The organism is Martelella sp. K41-7 (assembly GCF_055808365.1).
The window spans coordinates 2580543-2597841 of the sequence record NZ_CM147867.1 but is presented as its reverse complement, the minus strand read 5'-3'; the positions used below and the strand labels follow the sequence as shown (position 1 = coordinate 2597841).

The 17299-nt window shown below is 59.7% G+C and carries 12 protein-coding genes; 10 read left to right on the top strand and 2 right to left on the bottom strand.

Annotation, left to right across the window (positions count from 1 at the left end):
* The first annotated feature begins 344 nt into the window (after nucleotides 1-344).
* Nucleotides 345-1142 (top strand): DUF1206 domain-containing protein, encoded by a 798-nt coding sequence (locus tag AC0L7L_RS12315; protein ID WP_272212233.1) that lies wholly within the window; start codon nucleotides 345-347, stop codon nucleotides 1140-1142.
* Nucleotides 1143-1144: 2 nt separating this feature from the next.
* Here AC0L7L_RS12315 and AC0L7L_RS12310 read toward each other — a convergent pair whose 3' ends face one another.
* Both AC0L7L_RS12310 and AC0L7L_RS12305 read right to left on the bottom strand, forming a co-directional pair.
* On the bottom strand, nucleotides 1145-2512 hold the full coding sequence (locus AC0L7L_RS12310) for a mechanosensitive ion channel domain-containing protein (protein ID WP_473509270.1): 1368 nt from the start codon (nucleotides 2510-2512) through the stop codon (nucleotides 1145-1147).
* A gap of 102 nt (nucleotides 2513-2614) precedes the next feature.
* On the bottom strand, nucleotides 2615-3238 hold the full coding sequence (locus AC0L7L_RS12305; protein WP_473509269.1) for a hypothetical protein: 624 nt from the start codon (nucleotides 3236-3238) through the stop codon (nucleotides 2615-2617).
* Between the two features lie 381 nt (nucleotides 3239-3619).
* Here AC0L7L_RS12305 and AC0L7L_RS12300 point away from each other — a divergent pair, with 381 nt between their 5' ends.
* From AC0L7L_RS12300 to AC0L7L_RS12260, 9 genes are all read left to right on the top strand, one after another.
* Nucleotides 3620-5389 carry an IlvD/Edd family dehydratase gene (locus AC0L7L_RS12300; RefSeq protein ID WP_473509267.1) on the top strand — a complete coding sequence of 590 codons (1770 nt, stop codon included), beginning with the start codon at nucleotides 3620-3622 and terminating at the stop codon, nucleotides 5387-5389.
* A 268-nt stretch (nucleotides 5390-5657) separates the two neighbouring features.
* Nucleotides 5658-6977 (top strand): nucleotide sugar dehydrogenase, encoded by a 1320-nt coding sequence (locus AC0L7L_RS12295; RefSeq protein WP_272212230.1) that lies wholly within the window; start codon nucleotides 5658-5660, stop codon nucleotides 6975-6977.
* Nucleotides 6978-6985: 8 nt separating this feature from the next.
* Complete coding sequence (locus AC0L7L_RS12290) at nucleotides 6986-8452, top strand: glycosyltransferase (protein ID WP_473509265.1); 1467 nt, start codon at nucleotides 6986-6988, stop codon at nucleotides 8450-8452.
* A 10-nt stretch (nucleotides 8453-8462) separates the two neighbouring features.
* Entirely contained in the window at nucleotides 8463-9659 is a 1197-nt protein-coding gene (locus AC0L7L_RS12285; RefSeq protein WP_473509263.1) for a hypothetical protein, read from the top strand.
* On the top strand, nucleotides 9656-11086 hold the full coding sequence (locus AC0L7L_RS12280) for a mannose-1-phosphate guanylyltransferase (RefSeq protein ID WP_473509261.1): 1431 nt from the start codon (nucleotides 9656-9658) through the stop codon (nucleotides 11084-11086). Before AC0L7L_RS12285 ends, AC0L7L_RS12280 begins: the two co-directional genes overlap by 4 nt.
* Nucleotides 11083-12675: a right-handed parallel beta-helix repeat-containing protein gene (locus AC0L7L_RS12275; RefSeq protein ID WP_473509259.1), complete on the top strand. Its 1593-nt coding sequence runs from the start codon at nucleotides 11083-11085 to the stop codon at nucleotides 12673-12675. The genes AC0L7L_RS12280 and AC0L7L_RS12275 overlap by 4 nt, the downstream gene beginning before the upstream one ends.
* Nucleotides 12676-12739: 64 nt before the next feature.
* The gene (locus AC0L7L_RS12270; protein WP_272212221.1) at nucleotides 12740-13486 is read left to right on the top strand and encodes a hypothetical protein; all 747 of its coding nucleotides are present in this window, start codon (nucleotides 12740-12742) and stop codon (nucleotides 13484-13486) included.
* The gene (locus AC0L7L_RS12265; protein WP_473509257.1) at nucleotides 13479-14528 is read left to right on the top strand and encodes an alginate O-acetyltransferase AlgX-related protein; all 1050 of its coding nucleotides are present in this window, start codon (nucleotides 13479-13481) and stop codon (nucleotides 14526-14528) included. Before AC0L7L_RS12270 ends, AC0L7L_RS12265 begins: the two co-directional genes overlap by 8 nt.
* A complete protein-coding gene (locus AC0L7L_RS12260) occupies nucleotides 14525-17281 on the top strand; it encodes a hypothetical protein (RefSeq protein WP_473509255.1) in 2757 nt (918 codons plus the stop codon). The genes AC0L7L_RS12265 and AC0L7L_RS12260 overlap by 4 nt, the downstream gene beginning before the upstream one ends.
* The last annotated feature ends 18 nt before the right edge of the window (nucleotides 17282-17299 follow it).

Below are 17299 nucleotides of genomic sequence, written 5' to 3'. Positions count from 1 at the left end.
TATCCGTTTTCTTCGCCGTGCAGACGAGCGAAACGAACTGGTCGAACGTGCAGCCGTCGCCAGATCATGGTGCGTCTCGCGCCATACGGGTCTAAACCGATGGATCTCCTCCCGTCGGCCTGCAGGTTCATTAGGCATTTTTTCAGCCTGCCTCTTTTGTGAACTTTAGCGCTTTCGGCCGGAGGGTCAAGACAAGTCACGACCTTTGGCGGTCCCGTGTCTTCCACTTTCGTCGTACAAAACTCAGGCGGCGGCCTTGCAGCCCGCTCCGTTGTCCCCCTTGTCAGGAACAATGTCCTAAACCGTACGTTGCTTCCAGGAACCACAACAAAGGGAAGCGCCGGATGACAAAAGGCTCGAAATGGATCAGGCATTTGGCCCGCACAGGATACTTCGCCCGTGGGCTTGTTTATACCATCATCGGGCTTTTCGCGGTCCTGGCGGCAATTGGCGCGGCAGAAAACAAGGATACGGAAGGTGCCCTGCAAACCCTCCTCCAACAGCCTTTCGGCGCTGTCCTGATCGCCGCTCTCATTGTCGGACTTGTCAGTTACGGTGTCTGGCGCCTGTTTCAGTCCATTATGGATCCGGATGACCACGGCCTCGGCGTCAAAGGGCTTGCCGTGCGTGCCGGACTGCTTTCCAGTGCGGTCACTTATGGACTGCTTGCACTTTACGCCTTGTCGTTGGTCGGCGTTTCAAATGCTGGCGGTGGAGAGGGCGGCGGATCGTCGCCGGCCGAAATGCTCGCCGGCTTCTTCGGTTCTCGCCCTGTATCCCTCGGACTTGCCGCAATCTTTGCCGGTGTCGCGATCGCGCACTGGGTGAAGGCCTGCAAGCGCAAATATGCCGATCATCTTAAAGCCTCGGACGCGGTGATGGAGTGGCTTCATCCCATCTCTATCACGGGGCTGACGGCACGTGGCTGTGTCTTTGCGATTCTCGCGGTGATGCTGGTTCTGCGCGGTCTGACAAGCGAGGATGGCTCGGGCACACCGGGGCTCAAGGATGCTCTGGAATACACCCAGGATCTTCCCTTCGGCGCATTTCTGCTGGCAGCCCTTGGTGTCGGCGTGATGCTGTTTGCCGTCTATTCCTTTGCAGAGGCCATCTGGCGCGAAATCAACATCGAGGATGCCTGAATTCACCCCTTGCCGAATTCGTTGGGCGCGTTTTCATCGAGCAGGTCGCCGCGCCCTTTCTGGTGACGCTCGGCCGCGACCCGCCTGTGCAGGTCTGTGTCGACCGCGGTGTCCTGCGCCGTCTCCGGCTCGGTTGCCGCGGGTGCGGCTTTTTTGCTGCGACCGGTGGAAAGATCTGCCGATGGCAATGACAATGCGGTCTGGATATCGTCATCGAGACGAAGGCGATAAGTCGGTTCTGGCAGAGAGAAACCGTTGGTCTCAAGCGCCCGTTTTACGAGCCGCATGGCCTCGGACCGGGCCTTGAGCAAATCGGTAGCTGTCTGGTCCACCCAACCGACAAAGACCAGTATCACATTGGAATCACCGAGTGCCCCGATCCAGGCATCGGCGGCAGGCTCGCTGAGGATGAAGTCCTGACGCGACACGGCGCCGAGTCCGATCTTCAGCGCGCGATCGAGATCGCTGTTGGCGTCGACGCCCACTTCGAAGGTGAGGCGCCGTTGCGGATTAACCGTGAAATTGATGATCACGCTCTTGAATACGGTCGCGTTCGGGATGCGGATATGATTTCCGTCGATTTCCATCAGAATGGTGGCGCGCGAGGTGAGGCTGATCACGAAACCCTCGAAATTGTCGATCCTGACGAAGTCCTGCGGGCGGAATGGCTGGCGGATGGAAAGAAGAATACTGGCGATATAGTTTTCCACGGTGTCACGCACGGCAAAGCCGACGGCTAGCCCGACAATGCCGGCAGCCCCCAGAAGCGTGCTGAGCAGTGCCGTCGCGCCCAGAATATCGAGCGCCAGCACCCCGCCGATAACGATGAACGCGATCCTGACCACCTGTCGCAAAAGATCCGCGATAAATGAATTCGGCGCGATGCCGCGCCATGGCCATTGGCGGCTGGCGACAAAAACGCCAAAATAGGCGACCAGCGCCCAGGAAAGGGCCGCAACCAGCAGCAACGGTAGATAACTCAGCGCCTGAAAACTGCGTGCCTCGAGACGCTCGAAGACCGGGACCAGTCGCTCCGCGACCGAGGTTTCCTCAACGATCTCATTGTTGACGGCGACCACGCCGTCAACCCTGGTGGCAAGCTCTGCGGCGCGGGTCGAAAACCGTGCTTCCTGCACTTTACCGCGCAGGCTGACCACGCCGGACCTGACAGTCGCGTCCACGCTTTCAAGGCCGTCGATCTGGTCGAATATTCCGCCAAGTCGCGCGGCGATGGCGGCATCCGAGGACCCCTGCATGCCGGTTGCGGTTTCTGTCGATTGAGCTTGCGTCTGCGCAGCGGTGGTGTTCGGCAGTCCTGCCGAAAGGGCCATCAAGCCGAAGATCAGGGTCAGCTTCCGTACGATGCTCATATAATGTTTTGCCCCTCATGTGGCTTTAAACCTCAGGCCGCGTTTCGCTGGTAATCAGACACCAAGAAACGGACCTTTCATCAAGGTCCGTTTCTCTGAAGTTTAGCGGTCGGTTTTTTTCAGGCCTTGCGGCGAAAAGCCATCGGCACGAAACTGTGGATCGAAAGTCCTTCGTCGCGGTGTTTGCCACCCGCAACACCGGCAAACCAGTGCGCCGGCAGCCCCCAGGCTAGCGCCAGCTGCCGAACCGAAAGCGGTGATCACTGAGGCGTGCTGTGTCATGCGCATCATCTCCTCCGTCATTTCGACGCTTGCCTGTGAAGCGCCAAGACCCGAAATCGCCGAGATCATGGCGAAGCCCGCACCAAGAACCAGCGTAGACAGCGCCCACACGACGATACCGTGGATGCCATCGCGGAATTCGCTTTCATCGGCAGTGCCATCTCCAAAATGCGAACGCATACGTCCGGCGACATAGCCGCCCGCAGATGCGCTGGCAAAGGCGACGAGGATCAACCAGAGGCCAATGAGAAAGAGTGCCCATGACAGTCCGTCTTCGCTCGGCCCCGCATCGCTGGCAGCTAGTCCTATGCCTGCGCCGAACTGGCTGAGGACTGTGGCAATTGCGGCGGCAATGGCTGCGCCGCCGAAGATCGCACCCCATTCAAGGTATGAGACGCCTGGCTGGGGCGTGGTGGTTTTGGGAATGTTTTCCTGCTCTGTCATGACGCGCCCTTATGCCAGGCCCAGAACGGAAAGTATGAACATGACGACGACAACAAGTCCTACGAGGTAAATAATACCGTTCATTGCTTCTACTCCGTTTGAATTCGATGTCTTTACAACGGGCGCTGGCGTCGATCGTTCCGGTGCGATACGCTTTTTTCAACGAGTGGGGCGGGGTGCGCGGGGTGATGAAGTGTGTTGCCTGAGGCGTCTAAAGGACGTGCATCAGTCACCGATTTCTGATCATATGAAGGCAGGACATGAGAAATGGTGTCGCCCGGGGAGGGGCGCTTTGAGGTCGGTCCGGCGCCATTTGTAATGACCGCCTGCATCGGCGTTGCGACGCCTTGCCGGCGGGTTTTGAGTGATAGGAGAAGAGATATGTCGCAACGTCGTTTGCGCTCGCAGGATTGGTTCGACAATCCGGATCATGCGGATATGACGGCGCTCTATCTGGAGCGCTTCATGAATTACGGCACCACGCCGGAAGAGTTGCGTTCCGGCAAGCCGATCATCGGCATTGCCCAGAGCGGCAGCGACATCAATCCCTGCAACCGGCATCATCTCGACCTTGCGCGGCGGGTGCGCGACGGCATCCGCGATGCCGGGGGGATCCCGATCGAGTTTCCCTCGCATCCGCTGTTTGAAAACTGCAAGCGTCCGACGGCGGCTTTGGACCGCAACCTCGCCTATCTCGGTCTGGTTGAGATCCTCTATGGCTATCCGCTCGATGGGGTGGTGCTGACAACCGGTTGCGACAAGACCACGCCGTCTGCGCTGATGGCCGCCGCCACCGTGAATATTCCGGCAATCGTTTATTCCGGTGGCCCGATGCTCGACGGATGGTATGACGGCGAGCTTGTCGGCTCCGGCACGGTGATCTGGCGTTCACGCCGCAAGCTTGCCGCAGGCGAGATCACCCGCGAGCAGTTTCTGGAGGCCGCGCTTGAGTCCGCGCCGTCGGTCGGCCACTGCAACACCATGGGTACGGCCTCGACCATGAATGCTATTGCCGAGGCGCTCGGCATGTCGCTGACGGGCTGCGCGGCCATCCCGGCGGCCTATCGCGAGCGCGGGCAGATGGGTTACCGCACCGGCCGGCGCGCTGTGGAACTGGTCAAGGAAAACATCCGCCCGCTCGATATCCTGACCCGGGATGCCTTCCTGAATGCGATCAGGGTCAATTCGGCAATCGGCGGGTCCACCAACGCCCAGCCGCATCTGACTGCCATCGCACGCCACGCTGGTGTCGATCTCAAGACATCCGACTGGCAGGACTATGGTTTCGATATTCCGCTTCTGGCCAATGTCCAGCCGGCAGGAGAGTTTCTGGGCGAGCGCTTCCATCGCGCAGGCGGCGTTCCTGCCATCATGTGGGAACTCCTTCAGGCTGGCCTTCTTGCCGATGACTGTCCGACAGTCACGGGGCAGACCATGGCGGACAACCTTCAGGGTCGGCAGGCAAGTGACCGCGCGGTGATCAGGCCTTTTTCGGAACCCATGCAGGAGCGGGCAGGCTTTTTGGTGATGAAAGGCAATCTGTTCGATTTCGCCATCATGAAAATGAGCGTCATCTCCGAGGATTTCCGCAGGCGCTACCTTTCCATCCCAGGAAAGGAGGGCGTGTTCGAAGGCAAGGCCGTGGTTTTTGACGGTTCGGAAGACTATCATTCCCGCATCAACGATCCGGCACTCGATATCGACGAAAATTCTATTCTGGTTATCCGCGGTGCCGGCCCACGCGGCTGGCCGGGATCTGCTGAAGTGGTCAACATGCAGCCGCCGGATCGCCTCATTCAAAAGGGCATAACGAGCTTGCCGACCATCGGGGACGGTCGCCAGTCGGGAACGGCTGACAGCCCGTCAATTCTCAATGCTTCACCGGAAAGTGCCGCCGGCGGCGGACTCGCCTTTCTGCGCGAGGGTGATATCATCCGCATCGATTTCAACCTGGGGTCTTGCGACATGCTGGTCGATGATGCCGAGATCGCCCGGCGAAAGACGGAAGGACTTCCCGAAACTCCGCCGGATGCTACACCGTGGCAGCAGATCTACCGTAATTCTGTCACGCAACTTGACGAAGGCGCGACTTTGACTGGTGCCGATTCTTTTCGTGACATTGCATCGCGACCGCCACGGCACAATCACTGAACGGGTGCCCGCGACGGAATGAAAGTGCCTCTCCGGTCGGTTGGTTCGTCACAAAAGGACTATTGCATACGATATATTTAGGTTTTCAGAGAATGTTGCTCATATCTGGTGAGAGGCGGACCGGTTTTGCGGCTCGCAGCCAACAGTCGCGCCTTATCTGCCAGAACGCAGCGCGGTGGCCTCTTTCAGAAAGGCGGGCCGCCGCCGGTTTTTGTTTTGCTGAGGATCTGACTGTCAGGCTCGATTTCCCGGGCCGAAGGGGGCAAGTGTGGCAAGAATAAGTGTGTTTGGTATCGGCTACACGGGGACCGTGTCTGCTGCCTGCTTGGCCGAGCAAGGCCATGAGGTAATTGCCGTTGACATCGATCCGGCCAAGGTTGAGGCGATCAACACCGGCGAGAGCCCCATTGTCGAAGAAGGGCTTGCCGCGCTCGTCTCTGAAAACCGAAAAGCCGGGCGGCTTTCTGCGACCACGAACATCGGGTCGGCCGTCACGGAAAGCGACATATCCATCGTCTGCGTTGGAACGCCGAGCGAACCCTCCGGGGCGATTGGTCTTTCACAGGTCTTTGCGCTGTGCACGTCCATAGGCAATGCCATTGCCAATAAGCCGGGCTTTCACAGCGTTGTCATGCGCTCCACACTTGTACCGGGCACGATGGAAACGGTTTGTGTTCCCGAGCTCGAGCGTGCGTCGGGGCTGGTCGCCGGAAAGACATTTGGTGTCGGTTATTTTCCGGAGTTCCTGCGGGAAGGCTCGGCCATCAAGGACTATTTCGAGCCCTGTCTGGTGGTCTACGGCGCGCTAGACGAGGTGACGCAATCGATGCTGGCCGGCTTGAATGTTGCGTTTTCAGCTGAGCACCATGCTGTCGATATGAAGACGGCGGAGATGATCAAATATACCAGCAACAGCTGGCGCGCGGCCAAAATTACCTTTGCCAACGAAATCGGCAATATTGCCAAGAGTGTCGGTGTCGACGGTCAGAAGGTGATGAAAATTCTGTGTTCGGACGACAAGATCAGCATGTCGCCCTATTTCCTGCGGCCGGGCTTTGCGTTTGGTGGCTCCTGTCTTCCCAAGGATGTGCGGGCACTGCGCTTTCTGGCCAACGAAAACCAAGTTGGCGCGCCGCTACTGGACGGCATCATGGCCGCGAACGAAAACCAGGTTGCCCGGGCAGAGGCGCTTGTGAAAAAGTTTGAGGGCAGGACTGTCGGCATGGTCGGCATCAGCTTCAAGCCCGCGACCGATGATCTCAGGGAAAGCCCGCTCGCAGCCCTTGCCCAGCGGCTGACGGCTGCCGGGTACACGATAAAGATCTATGACCCCTTTGTTAAATCGGCCTTTGATGACAAAATGGCAGGCGCTGGGCGTGGCAATGACAGGGTTGAGGATCTCGAAGAGAAGCTGGTGGCTGATATCAACGCCCTGATAGCGCTGTCAGATATTATTGTTGTCGGTCACCATTATGAAGAGGCTGTCGGTCCCCTTTCTGCCATTATTGGACAAAAGCCGATGGTGGATCTGACGCGCGTGAAACCCGGGAACGTCTCGGGCGAAGCGTATGAAGGTATCTGCTGGTAGGAAAGACATTGTATCACCTTCTGTACCTGCTTGTGTGTTTGAATATCGGGCTGTTTGCGGCACCCGAGGTTCTGGGCCAGTCCACCGGACTGGCTCTGACCATTGGTACATTGGGTATCTGGCGCTATTCCTGGGCGCTTATCAATTTTACCCGTGCGAAGATCTATCTTGGCCTTGTCTTTCCGCGTCGTCGCAAGGCCGCCGAAGCGCGTTACCGGGAACAGAAATGGCGAGCGCATGCTTTCTTTCTGGTGACCACATACAAGATCGATCCGTTGATTACCGGACCGGTCTACCGTTCGATCTTTGATGCCGCCGCGCGCTCGGAAGGCGGTGCAACGATTGTTGCCTCCGTTGTCGACGCCAGCGATGTCCGGCTGATCAAGACGATTTTCTCGCTCTCGGATGCGAGTCGGTCCGGCCTTGTCAGTCTTGCCTTCGACCGGATCGCCGGGACCGGAAAGCGCGACGCTCTGGCGACATCCCTGCGCACGATTTCACGCCTCAGTCCCGGCCGTCAGGATGTCATTTTACTGGTGGATGGCGACACCCGCGTGCCGGGGGATGTCGTGGCGCGGGTCGCCCCGTTCTTCACTGATCCGACCATGGGTGCGGTAACGACGGATGAAGTCTCGGAAGCGTCCGGAGGGCGGGCCTTCAAGGACTGGTTTGCGCTGCGTTTTGCGCAGCGTCAGATGATGATGTCCTCCATGGGCTTGAGCGAGCGAGTGCTGACGTTGACGGGCCGCATGTCGGCCTTTCGCGGAGACCTTGCCAGCGACCCTGCCTTCATTGAGAGCATCCAGCACGACTTCATCGACCACTGGCGGTTCGGCCGCATCAACTTTCTGACCGGTGACGACAAGTCGACCTGGTACTGGCTTTTGAAGCGCGGCTACAAGATGGGTTATCTGCCCGACGTCAAGACGGTTTCGGTCGAGACCCAGCCGAAAGAGAGCTTTGTCGGTTCCGCGGTTGTGCTGATGCGGCGCTGGTTCGGCAACACTCTACGCACAAGCAACCGTGCCCTGGCCCTTCCGGCAAGCAGGATTGGCTATTTCACCTGGTGGTCGATCCTCGATCAGCGCATGTCCATGTGGACGTCGCTTGCCGGTCCATGCGGCATGTTGCTGGCGGCAGTGGTGTTCAATCCGTATGTCCTGCTATTCTATCTGTCCTGGGTGATGCTGTCGCGTTACGTGACCTGCGCACTGCTCTCGACTTTCCGGGCAAGCCGGTTTCCGATCACCTATCCGTTTCTGCTCTATTTCGGTCAGCTATTGGGCGCTATGGTCAAGACCTACGTATTGTTCCGGCTCGACCGTCAAAAATGGACCCGCCAGAGTGCCGTGACCAAAGTCTCGGTCAAAAGAGGTATACTGGCCTCTGACCGTTTTTCGTTTTATCTTCATGCCCTCGCCGCAGGCTGGCTGTTGCTTGGCATGATCTGGCTCGTTGATATTTCGGGCGCTTAGGAGCTTGGCAATGCTTGAGGAAAACCGCACTGAGAATGCAGGAAACGGGCAGGAAATCAGGTTGTCGCCCGATCTGCCCGATAGCGGTCACGAGAGCGATCACCCCTCTATCTGGATGCCGTTTTCGGTTTTTGTCGATGGCAGGGAACTGGAGGGCGTCGGCATATCGCTGGTTGCCGCTTATGTCGGTGGCTGGAGCGGTGCCGATCTCGCCGGTCGCAACGTTATCGCACGTTTCAGTTTTCAGTTTGACGGATACTCGATCATGTTGCCTATCGAGGTGCGCGCCGATCTGGAATATCGCCGCAGCGGTGCCTACAAGCTGGTTTTCCTGGACCCGACCGGCCCCCATCTGGCGCATCTTCGTTACATGATGAACGCTTATCTGGCAGGCGATCTCGTTCAGATCAACGATGTGCTGCGCATTCCGCCGGAATACAAGAAAAAGACCAGCCCGGCGGAGGCACCGGAGCCCGCCAGTGCCCGCGAAAGGGTGCGCAAGTTTGTCGGTCTCCTATCCGTGACAGCGCTGACGTTGGGCCTGATAGGGCTGACGCTTTACACAATCCACAATCACATATTCGTTCACAGCGTGCCGGGGCTTGCAACCGTCACACCGGCGGGATTGCCGCTGACAGCACCGGAGGCCGGGCAGATCGCCTATGTCGATGCCGAGGCCGTGGAAGGGGGCGTGGTGTTCTCGCTGCAATCAGCGCGCGGCGGCGTGTTGAACTTCTCCAATCCCTGCAATTGCGACATCATGCTGACGGAAAACGGGACCGTAGGCGCCACAGTGCTTCCGGGCACACCGATTGCCTATGTCAACACAGGCGATGCGGGGCCGACCATAAAGGCGGTCATGCCGGATGGCCTCTCGAAGATGCTGCTGTTCGGCGCCGAAGCGGTGGCCACCCTCCCGACTGGTCAGAAGCTTCCCCTGACGGTAAAGGACGTAAAGGCTGAAGAGAGTGGTTCTGGTTCGCGCAGCATTGTCAGCTTTACGTCGGCCGGCGACGCCCTGCGGGCAGGTGATATCGGCAAAACCGTCGCGCTGACGGTCACCAGCAAGCCTTATGCTAACCTGCTCGACAGTATACGGGCGATGATCCCGAAATTCGATCGGCCTAAATCCCTGTCGGAGAGGGCGCACGACTGGCCTCTGATCGGCAATGCCTATGCTGGTTCACGGGTGGAGACGCTGCAATGAGCGCGATCTATCCTCTCGTTATGTGTGGCGGTGTGGGCATGCGGCTCTGGCCGCTTTCACGCCTCGATACGCCGAAGCAGTTCCACCGTGTGGATGGTGGCAGTTCGCTGAGCTTCTTTCAGGCGACAGTCGAACGCCACAGCGGTGAAGGATTTCGCCGTCCCTATGTTAGCGTCGGTGAACGCTATGAGACGCTGGTGCGGGCGCAGCTGAACGCGATCGGCCGCGATGCAGAACTGATCATCGAACGCACAGCCCGCCGGACCGGGCCGGCAGTCCTGGCGGCTGCGCTTGCGGTCAACGCGCACGATCCCGAGGCGGTGATGGCGGTGCTGCCGTCCGATCACCTGATCGAGGGTGACTTCAGCAGCGTGATACTGGACATGCTGAAACCGGCTCAAGACGGCAGGATCGTGCTTTTCGGCATAGAGCCCGGTTATCCCGAGGTCGGCTACGGTTATATCATCGACAGCGGTGCCAACGCTGTCTATCCAGGCGCGCGCAACGTCTCCCACTTCATCGAGAAACCCGCCCGGTCTGTGGCCGAAGAGTTGCTGGCCTCAGGCAATGCCTATTGGGCCTCGGGTGTCAGTCTTTTTCGTGCGGATATACTGATCGACGAATACCGCAGGCTCGACCCGCAGACGGTCGAGGCGGTCAGCGAGGCCCTGGCGCTGGCAGATCGCCAGACCGGCCGGACACTGCTCGCCGATCGGCCGTTCGGCAGTGCGAAAGCGGCCGCGACCGAAAGCGTGGTGTTTGAAAACAGTGACAAGGTGCTGCTGGCGCCGGCATCGATTTCCTGGAGCGACGTCGGCAGTTGGCGCTCGCTTTTCGAGATCGGCGCAAAGGATGATGACGGCAACGTGTTCACCGGCGATGTCGTGCCGATCGATACCCACCAGGCCTATGTCCGTGCTGCCTCCGGACGGTTGATCGCCACCGTCGGCGTCGAAAATCTGGCGATTGTCGACACCGATGATGCGCTTCTGGTGGCCTCTCTCGACAGGACTCAGGATGTCAGGCGGGTGCTGGAGATGCTGGAGCAGCGCACACGTGAGGAGCACGTCCATTCCGAGCCTCCAAGACAAGCCGCCGAAACGCCGCTTTCGTCCGGAAAAGGGTATCGGGTTTCCGAGATCGATATTGCAGTTGGGGCTGCGGTCACGCTGCCGCCGATCGAGGCTGAAAACCGCATGCTGACGGTGGGATGCGGTCTTGTTCAGTGTGAACGCGGGGGCGATATTGCCCGGAAATCGCCGGGGGATACAATCAGGATTGCTGCCGGTAGCACCTGCGTGCTGCGCAATTGTGCGGACCTGCCGTCACGGCTGATTGAAGTACGCAACGATACCGCTCCGCTCGTTTCCTTGCAGACGCGCTCTCAGGCCATGCCTCGCCTGGTCTCGGCTGCGGAGGTGAAATGAGCGGGATCGAAAGCCGTTTGAAGCTTTGTGCGCTGACGCTGCTGTTGTTGTCAGCATTCGCGATCACACCTGCCGCACGCGCTTTCGACCGTCACGGCCTCGATGAGATCAACAGCAACGTGACCGCTTTGACGGAAACGCTGAACACGAAAGATATCGACGCCTCGCTTGCGGCCGCCGGAAGGCTTTTACATCCCGACGAAACGCCGCTGAACACCGGAGACGGGCAGCAAACACCGGGTGCTGTCGCTTCATCGGAGGCGGAACGATTACCGGTCACGCTTTCCAGGGCGCTTCTGGGGCCGATCCTGTTGGACCTGGCGCTTGAGACCGGCAGTCAGGGGCATCGGGAGCTTCTTGAGGCGTCTTCTCCGTGGGGCGGAGAGGTGCTTGTTCTGCAATCAGGCACCGCGACGCTCGAAACGGTATCAGGGGCGCTGGTCGAACGCGGCTGGCAGGACCTTTTATCCGGTTCCAACGGTCGGTTTACGCTGAGAATTCCGTTGGTGATTGCGGAAAATGCAATGCTTTCCATCATGCCCGATGACGACCTCGAAATGGCGACGGAGCTGGGGGCTTTCATCATCAATACCGGTGAACTGACGATAGCGGACGCATCAGTCGCGGGTTCATCTGCCAATCCCAGGGTTGGCGATTTTCACCCGTTCATCCTCACCGCACGCGGTGGTCATGCTGCTATTGCCGGAAGTCGTTTTTCCAATCTCGGTTTTGACAGCCGCCCGCTGATGAGCGGGGTAAGCTTCGGCGCCAGTATGTTCGCATCGGACAAGAGCACCGGAATTGTTCGCGACAGTGTGTTTGACAATGTCCGCTCGGTAGAAGTGACCGGTATCGATGATTTCACCTTCGAACGGAACCTGATTGACGGTGCGCGCGGGATTGGCCTCAGGCTGGAGCGCCTGAAGAATGGCATCATCCGCGACAACGTTATTGTCTTAAGCGGCCTGCACGGACTGCTGGCAATCGCCAGCACGGATATGGACGTTTCCGGGAATATCGTGGCGCAGAGTGGCGCGCGCGGCTTTCTTGGCAGGGACGGTGTTGGTCACCTTACGATCCGCGACAACATCTTCCTTGCCAATGCGGATCAGGGCATCTGGATTGCCGGTGGCGCGTGTATCGATATCCGGGGAAACGGTATCCTGCGCAACCGCAAGGACGGCATTCTGGTGGAGCAGAGCATGGGGACCCGGATTGCCGGCAATCTGCTCGTGCGCAATCAGGGGGCGGGCATTTCCCTAAACGACAGTATTTCGCCGACGGATGTCGCCGAAATCGCGCGAAACCGGTTCATTGCAAACAATGCAGGCCTTTCGGCTGAGCGGTTCGCAACACTCCGGTTGATCGATAACGATTTTTCGGATCAGCTTCCTGTCCTGTTTTCCGGCGCGTTGCAATATGAAACGCCCCGCTATCTCGGCTGGCGGCGCAGCCATGAGAAGGAGCAGGGTGCCGCGTTTGAAGTCTCTTCGGCGCGTGGCGGCGCACCCTTGATTTTCAAGGGCAGCAGTACGGGCATGTTCCGGCTTGTGGATATGCCCGGATGTGCCTTTGCAGAGGGGGATTGAGGTGGTCTGGCATCGCCCATGCATACGCAGCCTGGCGTTCCGCCGGTTTGAATCAGGGCCTGCAGTGACGTTCGCTGTCGTCGGTTTTCTGATGTTGCCGGGCTCTGCTGCAGCTTTCTCCGGCGCGTTCGGTCAGGGTGTTGCTGCAATGCCGGGCGGTTTGGGGCCTGTCGTCCATGTCGCCTCTCGATATGACAATCGGCCGCGACTGAAGGCAATCCGGGCCAAGATCGTCGCAGGGGCGCCGGTCTCGGCGGATGAACTCAGGCTTCTGGCCAATACCGGTGACGGGCTTGCAGCATACAAGCTGGCTGAACGGCTGGCGGAAAACCCGGAACCGGCGTATCAGGCCGATGCGGCATTTTACTACGGGGTCGCGGTTGCGACCGGCCGCACCTATGCGGTGTCGCATCTCGTCACCATTCTTTCCGACGAGAAGACAGAGATCGCTCCGGCGCAGCTCGGCAATATCGAAAGATCGCTTCTGCTGCAGGCTCAGGCTGGCAACAGGGCGGCGGTGAATGCACTGACGAGGCTCTATATGCAGGGGCGGCCCTTCGGCTTTCGGCCCGATATGGCCGAAGCGCTGCTTCGGTCTGGGGCAGTCAGCACCAAAGACGCCGAAATGGCATTGCAGGCGGCTCTGAGTGTTGCGTCGCATGCACCGCTTAATCCTGATGAAGTCCGGGCGCTACGTCAGTATCTGGCGATTGCGCGAGAGAGCTCGGGCCTTGGTGTGCGGACGGCGGCGGAGAACCTGTTGCGCTCATATCCAGAGGGCTTGGCGGAAATGGAGGAGACTGATGAATAAGGCCGCTTTTCTGGCGCGGGGCACTGCCGTGCTCGTGGCTCTGGCAGCATCCGGCGGGGCTATGGCTCAGGAGCCATCTTCGCAATATGGCTGCACCGGTCTCGAGACAGCAGATCCGGCAGCTCTCGAAGGTCCGGACGGTTTTTTCTTCACCGTGAAGGACGACATTGCCATGCAGCCGGCTGCGGATCCGGCCCTGGTCGAGAGCATCAGCGATCTGGCCAAGCGCCTGCGCAAACGCGGGACCGTGCTTGTCTATGTTCCGATCCCGAGTCGGAGCCAGTCCATGCCAAAGGCGGTGCCGCCCTCGGCCTGGCTTTACGGCTATCAGGAGGTCGTGAACGCGACGATCTACGAGGATGCTGTTTCGCGTCTTGGTGATGCCAATGTGGTCACGGTCGATCTGCTGGAGGCGTTTCAGAACGCCGATGCGGAGATGGTGTTGTTTCAAAAGGCGGACCCGCTCTGGACTGCGGAGGGCGCGCGTCTCGCGGCACAGGCGGTTGCCAAAGAGATCAAGTCGATGCCTGCCTATCGCAAGGCCAATCTGATGCGTTTCAGCACGATTCGGAAGGACGACATGACGCGTCCGTCCGATTTGCGAACAGCGCTCCAGGCGCATTGCGCCAACCCCTTGCCTCCTGTTGTTGACGCGACATTCGAAACCACAGGTGAGGAAGCCTTCGCCGCCGATCGTCCCTTCAACGTGCTCGGCGCGGATGCGCCGCCGCCGGCGGTGCTGGTCGGGTCAAAATACTCGGCGGACGGGCAGAGCCATTTCGACGGTTTCTTGAAGCAGTATGCCGGTTTGCAGGTCGAGAACCGCGCTGATGTTGATGATTATCCGTTCCAGTCGATGATGACCTATCTGGCATCGCAGGATTTTCAGGAAAATCCACCGTTGTTTCTTGTCTGGGAGGTGCCGGCCGGAAGTAATTTGGCACGTTTCGGGCCGCGGCCCTGGGAAACGCTCTCCGCTTATGCAGCGGGCGAGTGTGCGGACGATGCCGCAGGCTGCTCTCCAATCGGAGCAGAACAATGAAGGGTGCTCGCACAGCGATCGCCATGGCCGGACTGCGGCGCGCAGGACTTGCTGCGCTTGTGCTTGCTGCAGGCTCGGTGCCAGTGTGGGCGGAAAAGCCGGTTATCGATTTCAGGCCGCCGGATATCGAGGCGGCAAGGGTTTGTGAGGAGCGAAAGTCAGACGATCTGCTGCGGCTTCAATGGTCCGCCTGGGACGGGCAGCGTTTACCGCCCGGCATGGATTATCGCGCGCTCGACAATGAGTTGGCACGCCTGCGCAGGGTTGATGCCGTCGCCTTTTTCGACACGATCAAGAACGCCTACAATCTGAGGGTAGAGTCCGACCCTTATTATAGCCGGGCCGCTTATCTGCTGGATATGATTTCGCTTTATGTGGCGGCCGAACGTTTTGCGGACCTGCGCGAAACCGGCTTCGTTGCCGAACTGGAGGCGATCGGCCCGGCGGCGTCGCCTGCCGTTGTCAATTTCCTTGCCGATCTTTATCTGGACGGCAGGGCCGTTGCCGAAAATCAGCAGAAGGGGCTGCAGCACAAACTGCAGGCGGCCTATAACGGCAATCCGAATGCCGTGCTTGATCTTGCCGAACTCACCGCAAGCGGCACGGTTGTGCCCGGTTGGGAAATGACCCCCGAACTGGCCTTTACACTCGGTTTTTCGACTTTGCTCGGCAATCTCGACAGCAGCATATGCGTCCGCGTGCAGCGGATCGCCCGGGCATTCGAAACCGGCGATGCGATCGCACAGGACCACGCAATTGCCGAGCTGTGGTATCGTTTTGCCGCCGAACTGGGCGATGCCGACGCGGCCTGGAAGGCTGCGCGCTACCATCTGGCCGGCGATGAGATCAAGCGGGATGATACGTTGCTCCTGCGTTACCTGACCCAGGCCTATGACGCCGGAAATGTGGACGCAAAGCTTGCGATGGGGCGTCTCTACGAAGACGGGAATATTCTTCCCGCCGATCCGGTGTCGGCGATGCGAATTTACGATGAACTCGCTGAAGCCGGCAACCAGGACGGCCTTGCCGCAGGGGTGAGGTTACAGGAAAAGCTCGGTATCCGGACGGATGACGATGATGCGAAATACCGCCAGCGGCTGGTCGCCCTCGCCCGGTTCCCCGACGCACCGGGTTGGGCCTTTTCACGGCTTGGCACGCTTTTGCAGCAGGAAGGCGGGCTCTGGGCCCAGGAAGCTGCCCTCGAAGGCCTGTTCAAGGCTGCCACCGAACGGGACGACACGGAAGGCATGCTCGAGCTCGCCCGCATCGATCTCCGCCGAGGCGATGAGGAAAGCCGCAGGGATGCAATCGAACTGCTTGAAACGCTGGTCTCGCGGCACGGCAAATCGGTTGCGCTCGGTGATCTCAGAAATGCGCTGCTCTGCCGTGCGCCGGAAGGACCCGAGGTTAGCCTGTGGGAAGACTGGCAATCGCTTGATCCGGACAACCTTCCGTCTCTGCCTGATCATGTCGGGCCGGATGATCTGGGGGACACGGTTATCGCGCCAGCGTTTGCACGCCTGCAGAACGACGCCCTTGCAGGCAGCGGCCAGGCGGCGGGTCGTGTGATCGCGATTCTGACTGGCCTGAGGCCGGACCGGTTTGAGGATATTGTGACGCGGTGGCGGACCACAATGACCGGAAAAACCGCAGGTGTCGCATCGGTCCTTCAAGCTGCCTACGCCGCTGCACCCGATAAGGACGGCCGCGATATGGTCTTTGGCGAGCTACAGTCTCTTGCTCAAAGTGGCGATCCGGATGCTATGACCGCGCTTGCCGAAATTTATCTTGCCGACCCTGGCGAAGACGATGCGTCTCTCGACACAGCTTCAGCGCTGATTGAGGAGGTCGGCGGCGCAGTGAAGGGGGCCAGTCTCTGGCGCCTTGACGACGGTTACAGGGCGGCAGGCCGAAACAATTATCAGCCATCCCCGGAAATGTTGGACGAGATTGGGCGACTCGGTGATTTTGAGGCTCTGCTGTTTGCGGCCGCGCGCGCGCCGGACGCCGCCGCCGCGCAATTCTACTACCAGCGGGCAAATGCGGTCATGCCCTGCGATCTCAATGCGCTTGCCCGCAAGGCCGAGTTCGCATTTAAGGCCGGTAGGCCGGAGGATGCCGCTGCGGCGCTCGATGTGGCGCTTGCACTTTCGCCCGAGCAGGGCTGGCAGCAGGTCAAGTTGGCCGACATTCACATGGCGCTGGGTTCGCTCGAAGACCGCGAAGCTGCTTTCCAGCTCTTTGTTGCCGCCCACCGTCAGGGATATCAACCCGCATCGCGCAGATTGCTCGACTGGTATGCGAGCGGGGATGGACCGTTTTATGATGAAACGCTGCACGAAGAGCTGCTGCTCGGCGAACTTCGCCGCGCAGGTCCGTCCGAACTTTACAGTATTGCGAGCAAGGTGGGGAATGCACCGGAAGCCGTCGCCACCCGGGTTCTTGTGGAATTTGACCTCAAGGCAGCCTATGGCGAGGCGGCAGCGGCTGGAGATCCGGTTGCCATGCGCGAACTGGCCAAGATGATCAGCGCCGGGGCTGCGACGGACGACGAGCTTGCGGAGGCGGCGCGATGGCTCAACAAAGCGGCGACGGCAGGCGATCCGGCCGCGATGCTGATTCTTGCTCAGGCCTATGCGTTTGGCCTTGGCATGGAGCCGTCGCCTGACAAGGCCAGGCTATGGCTTCAGGCCGCAGCCAGCGCCGGCAACGAGGCGGCAGACGACTTGCTCTCGATCATGCGTGTAAGGTAACCAGCGAGAGTGTGACCG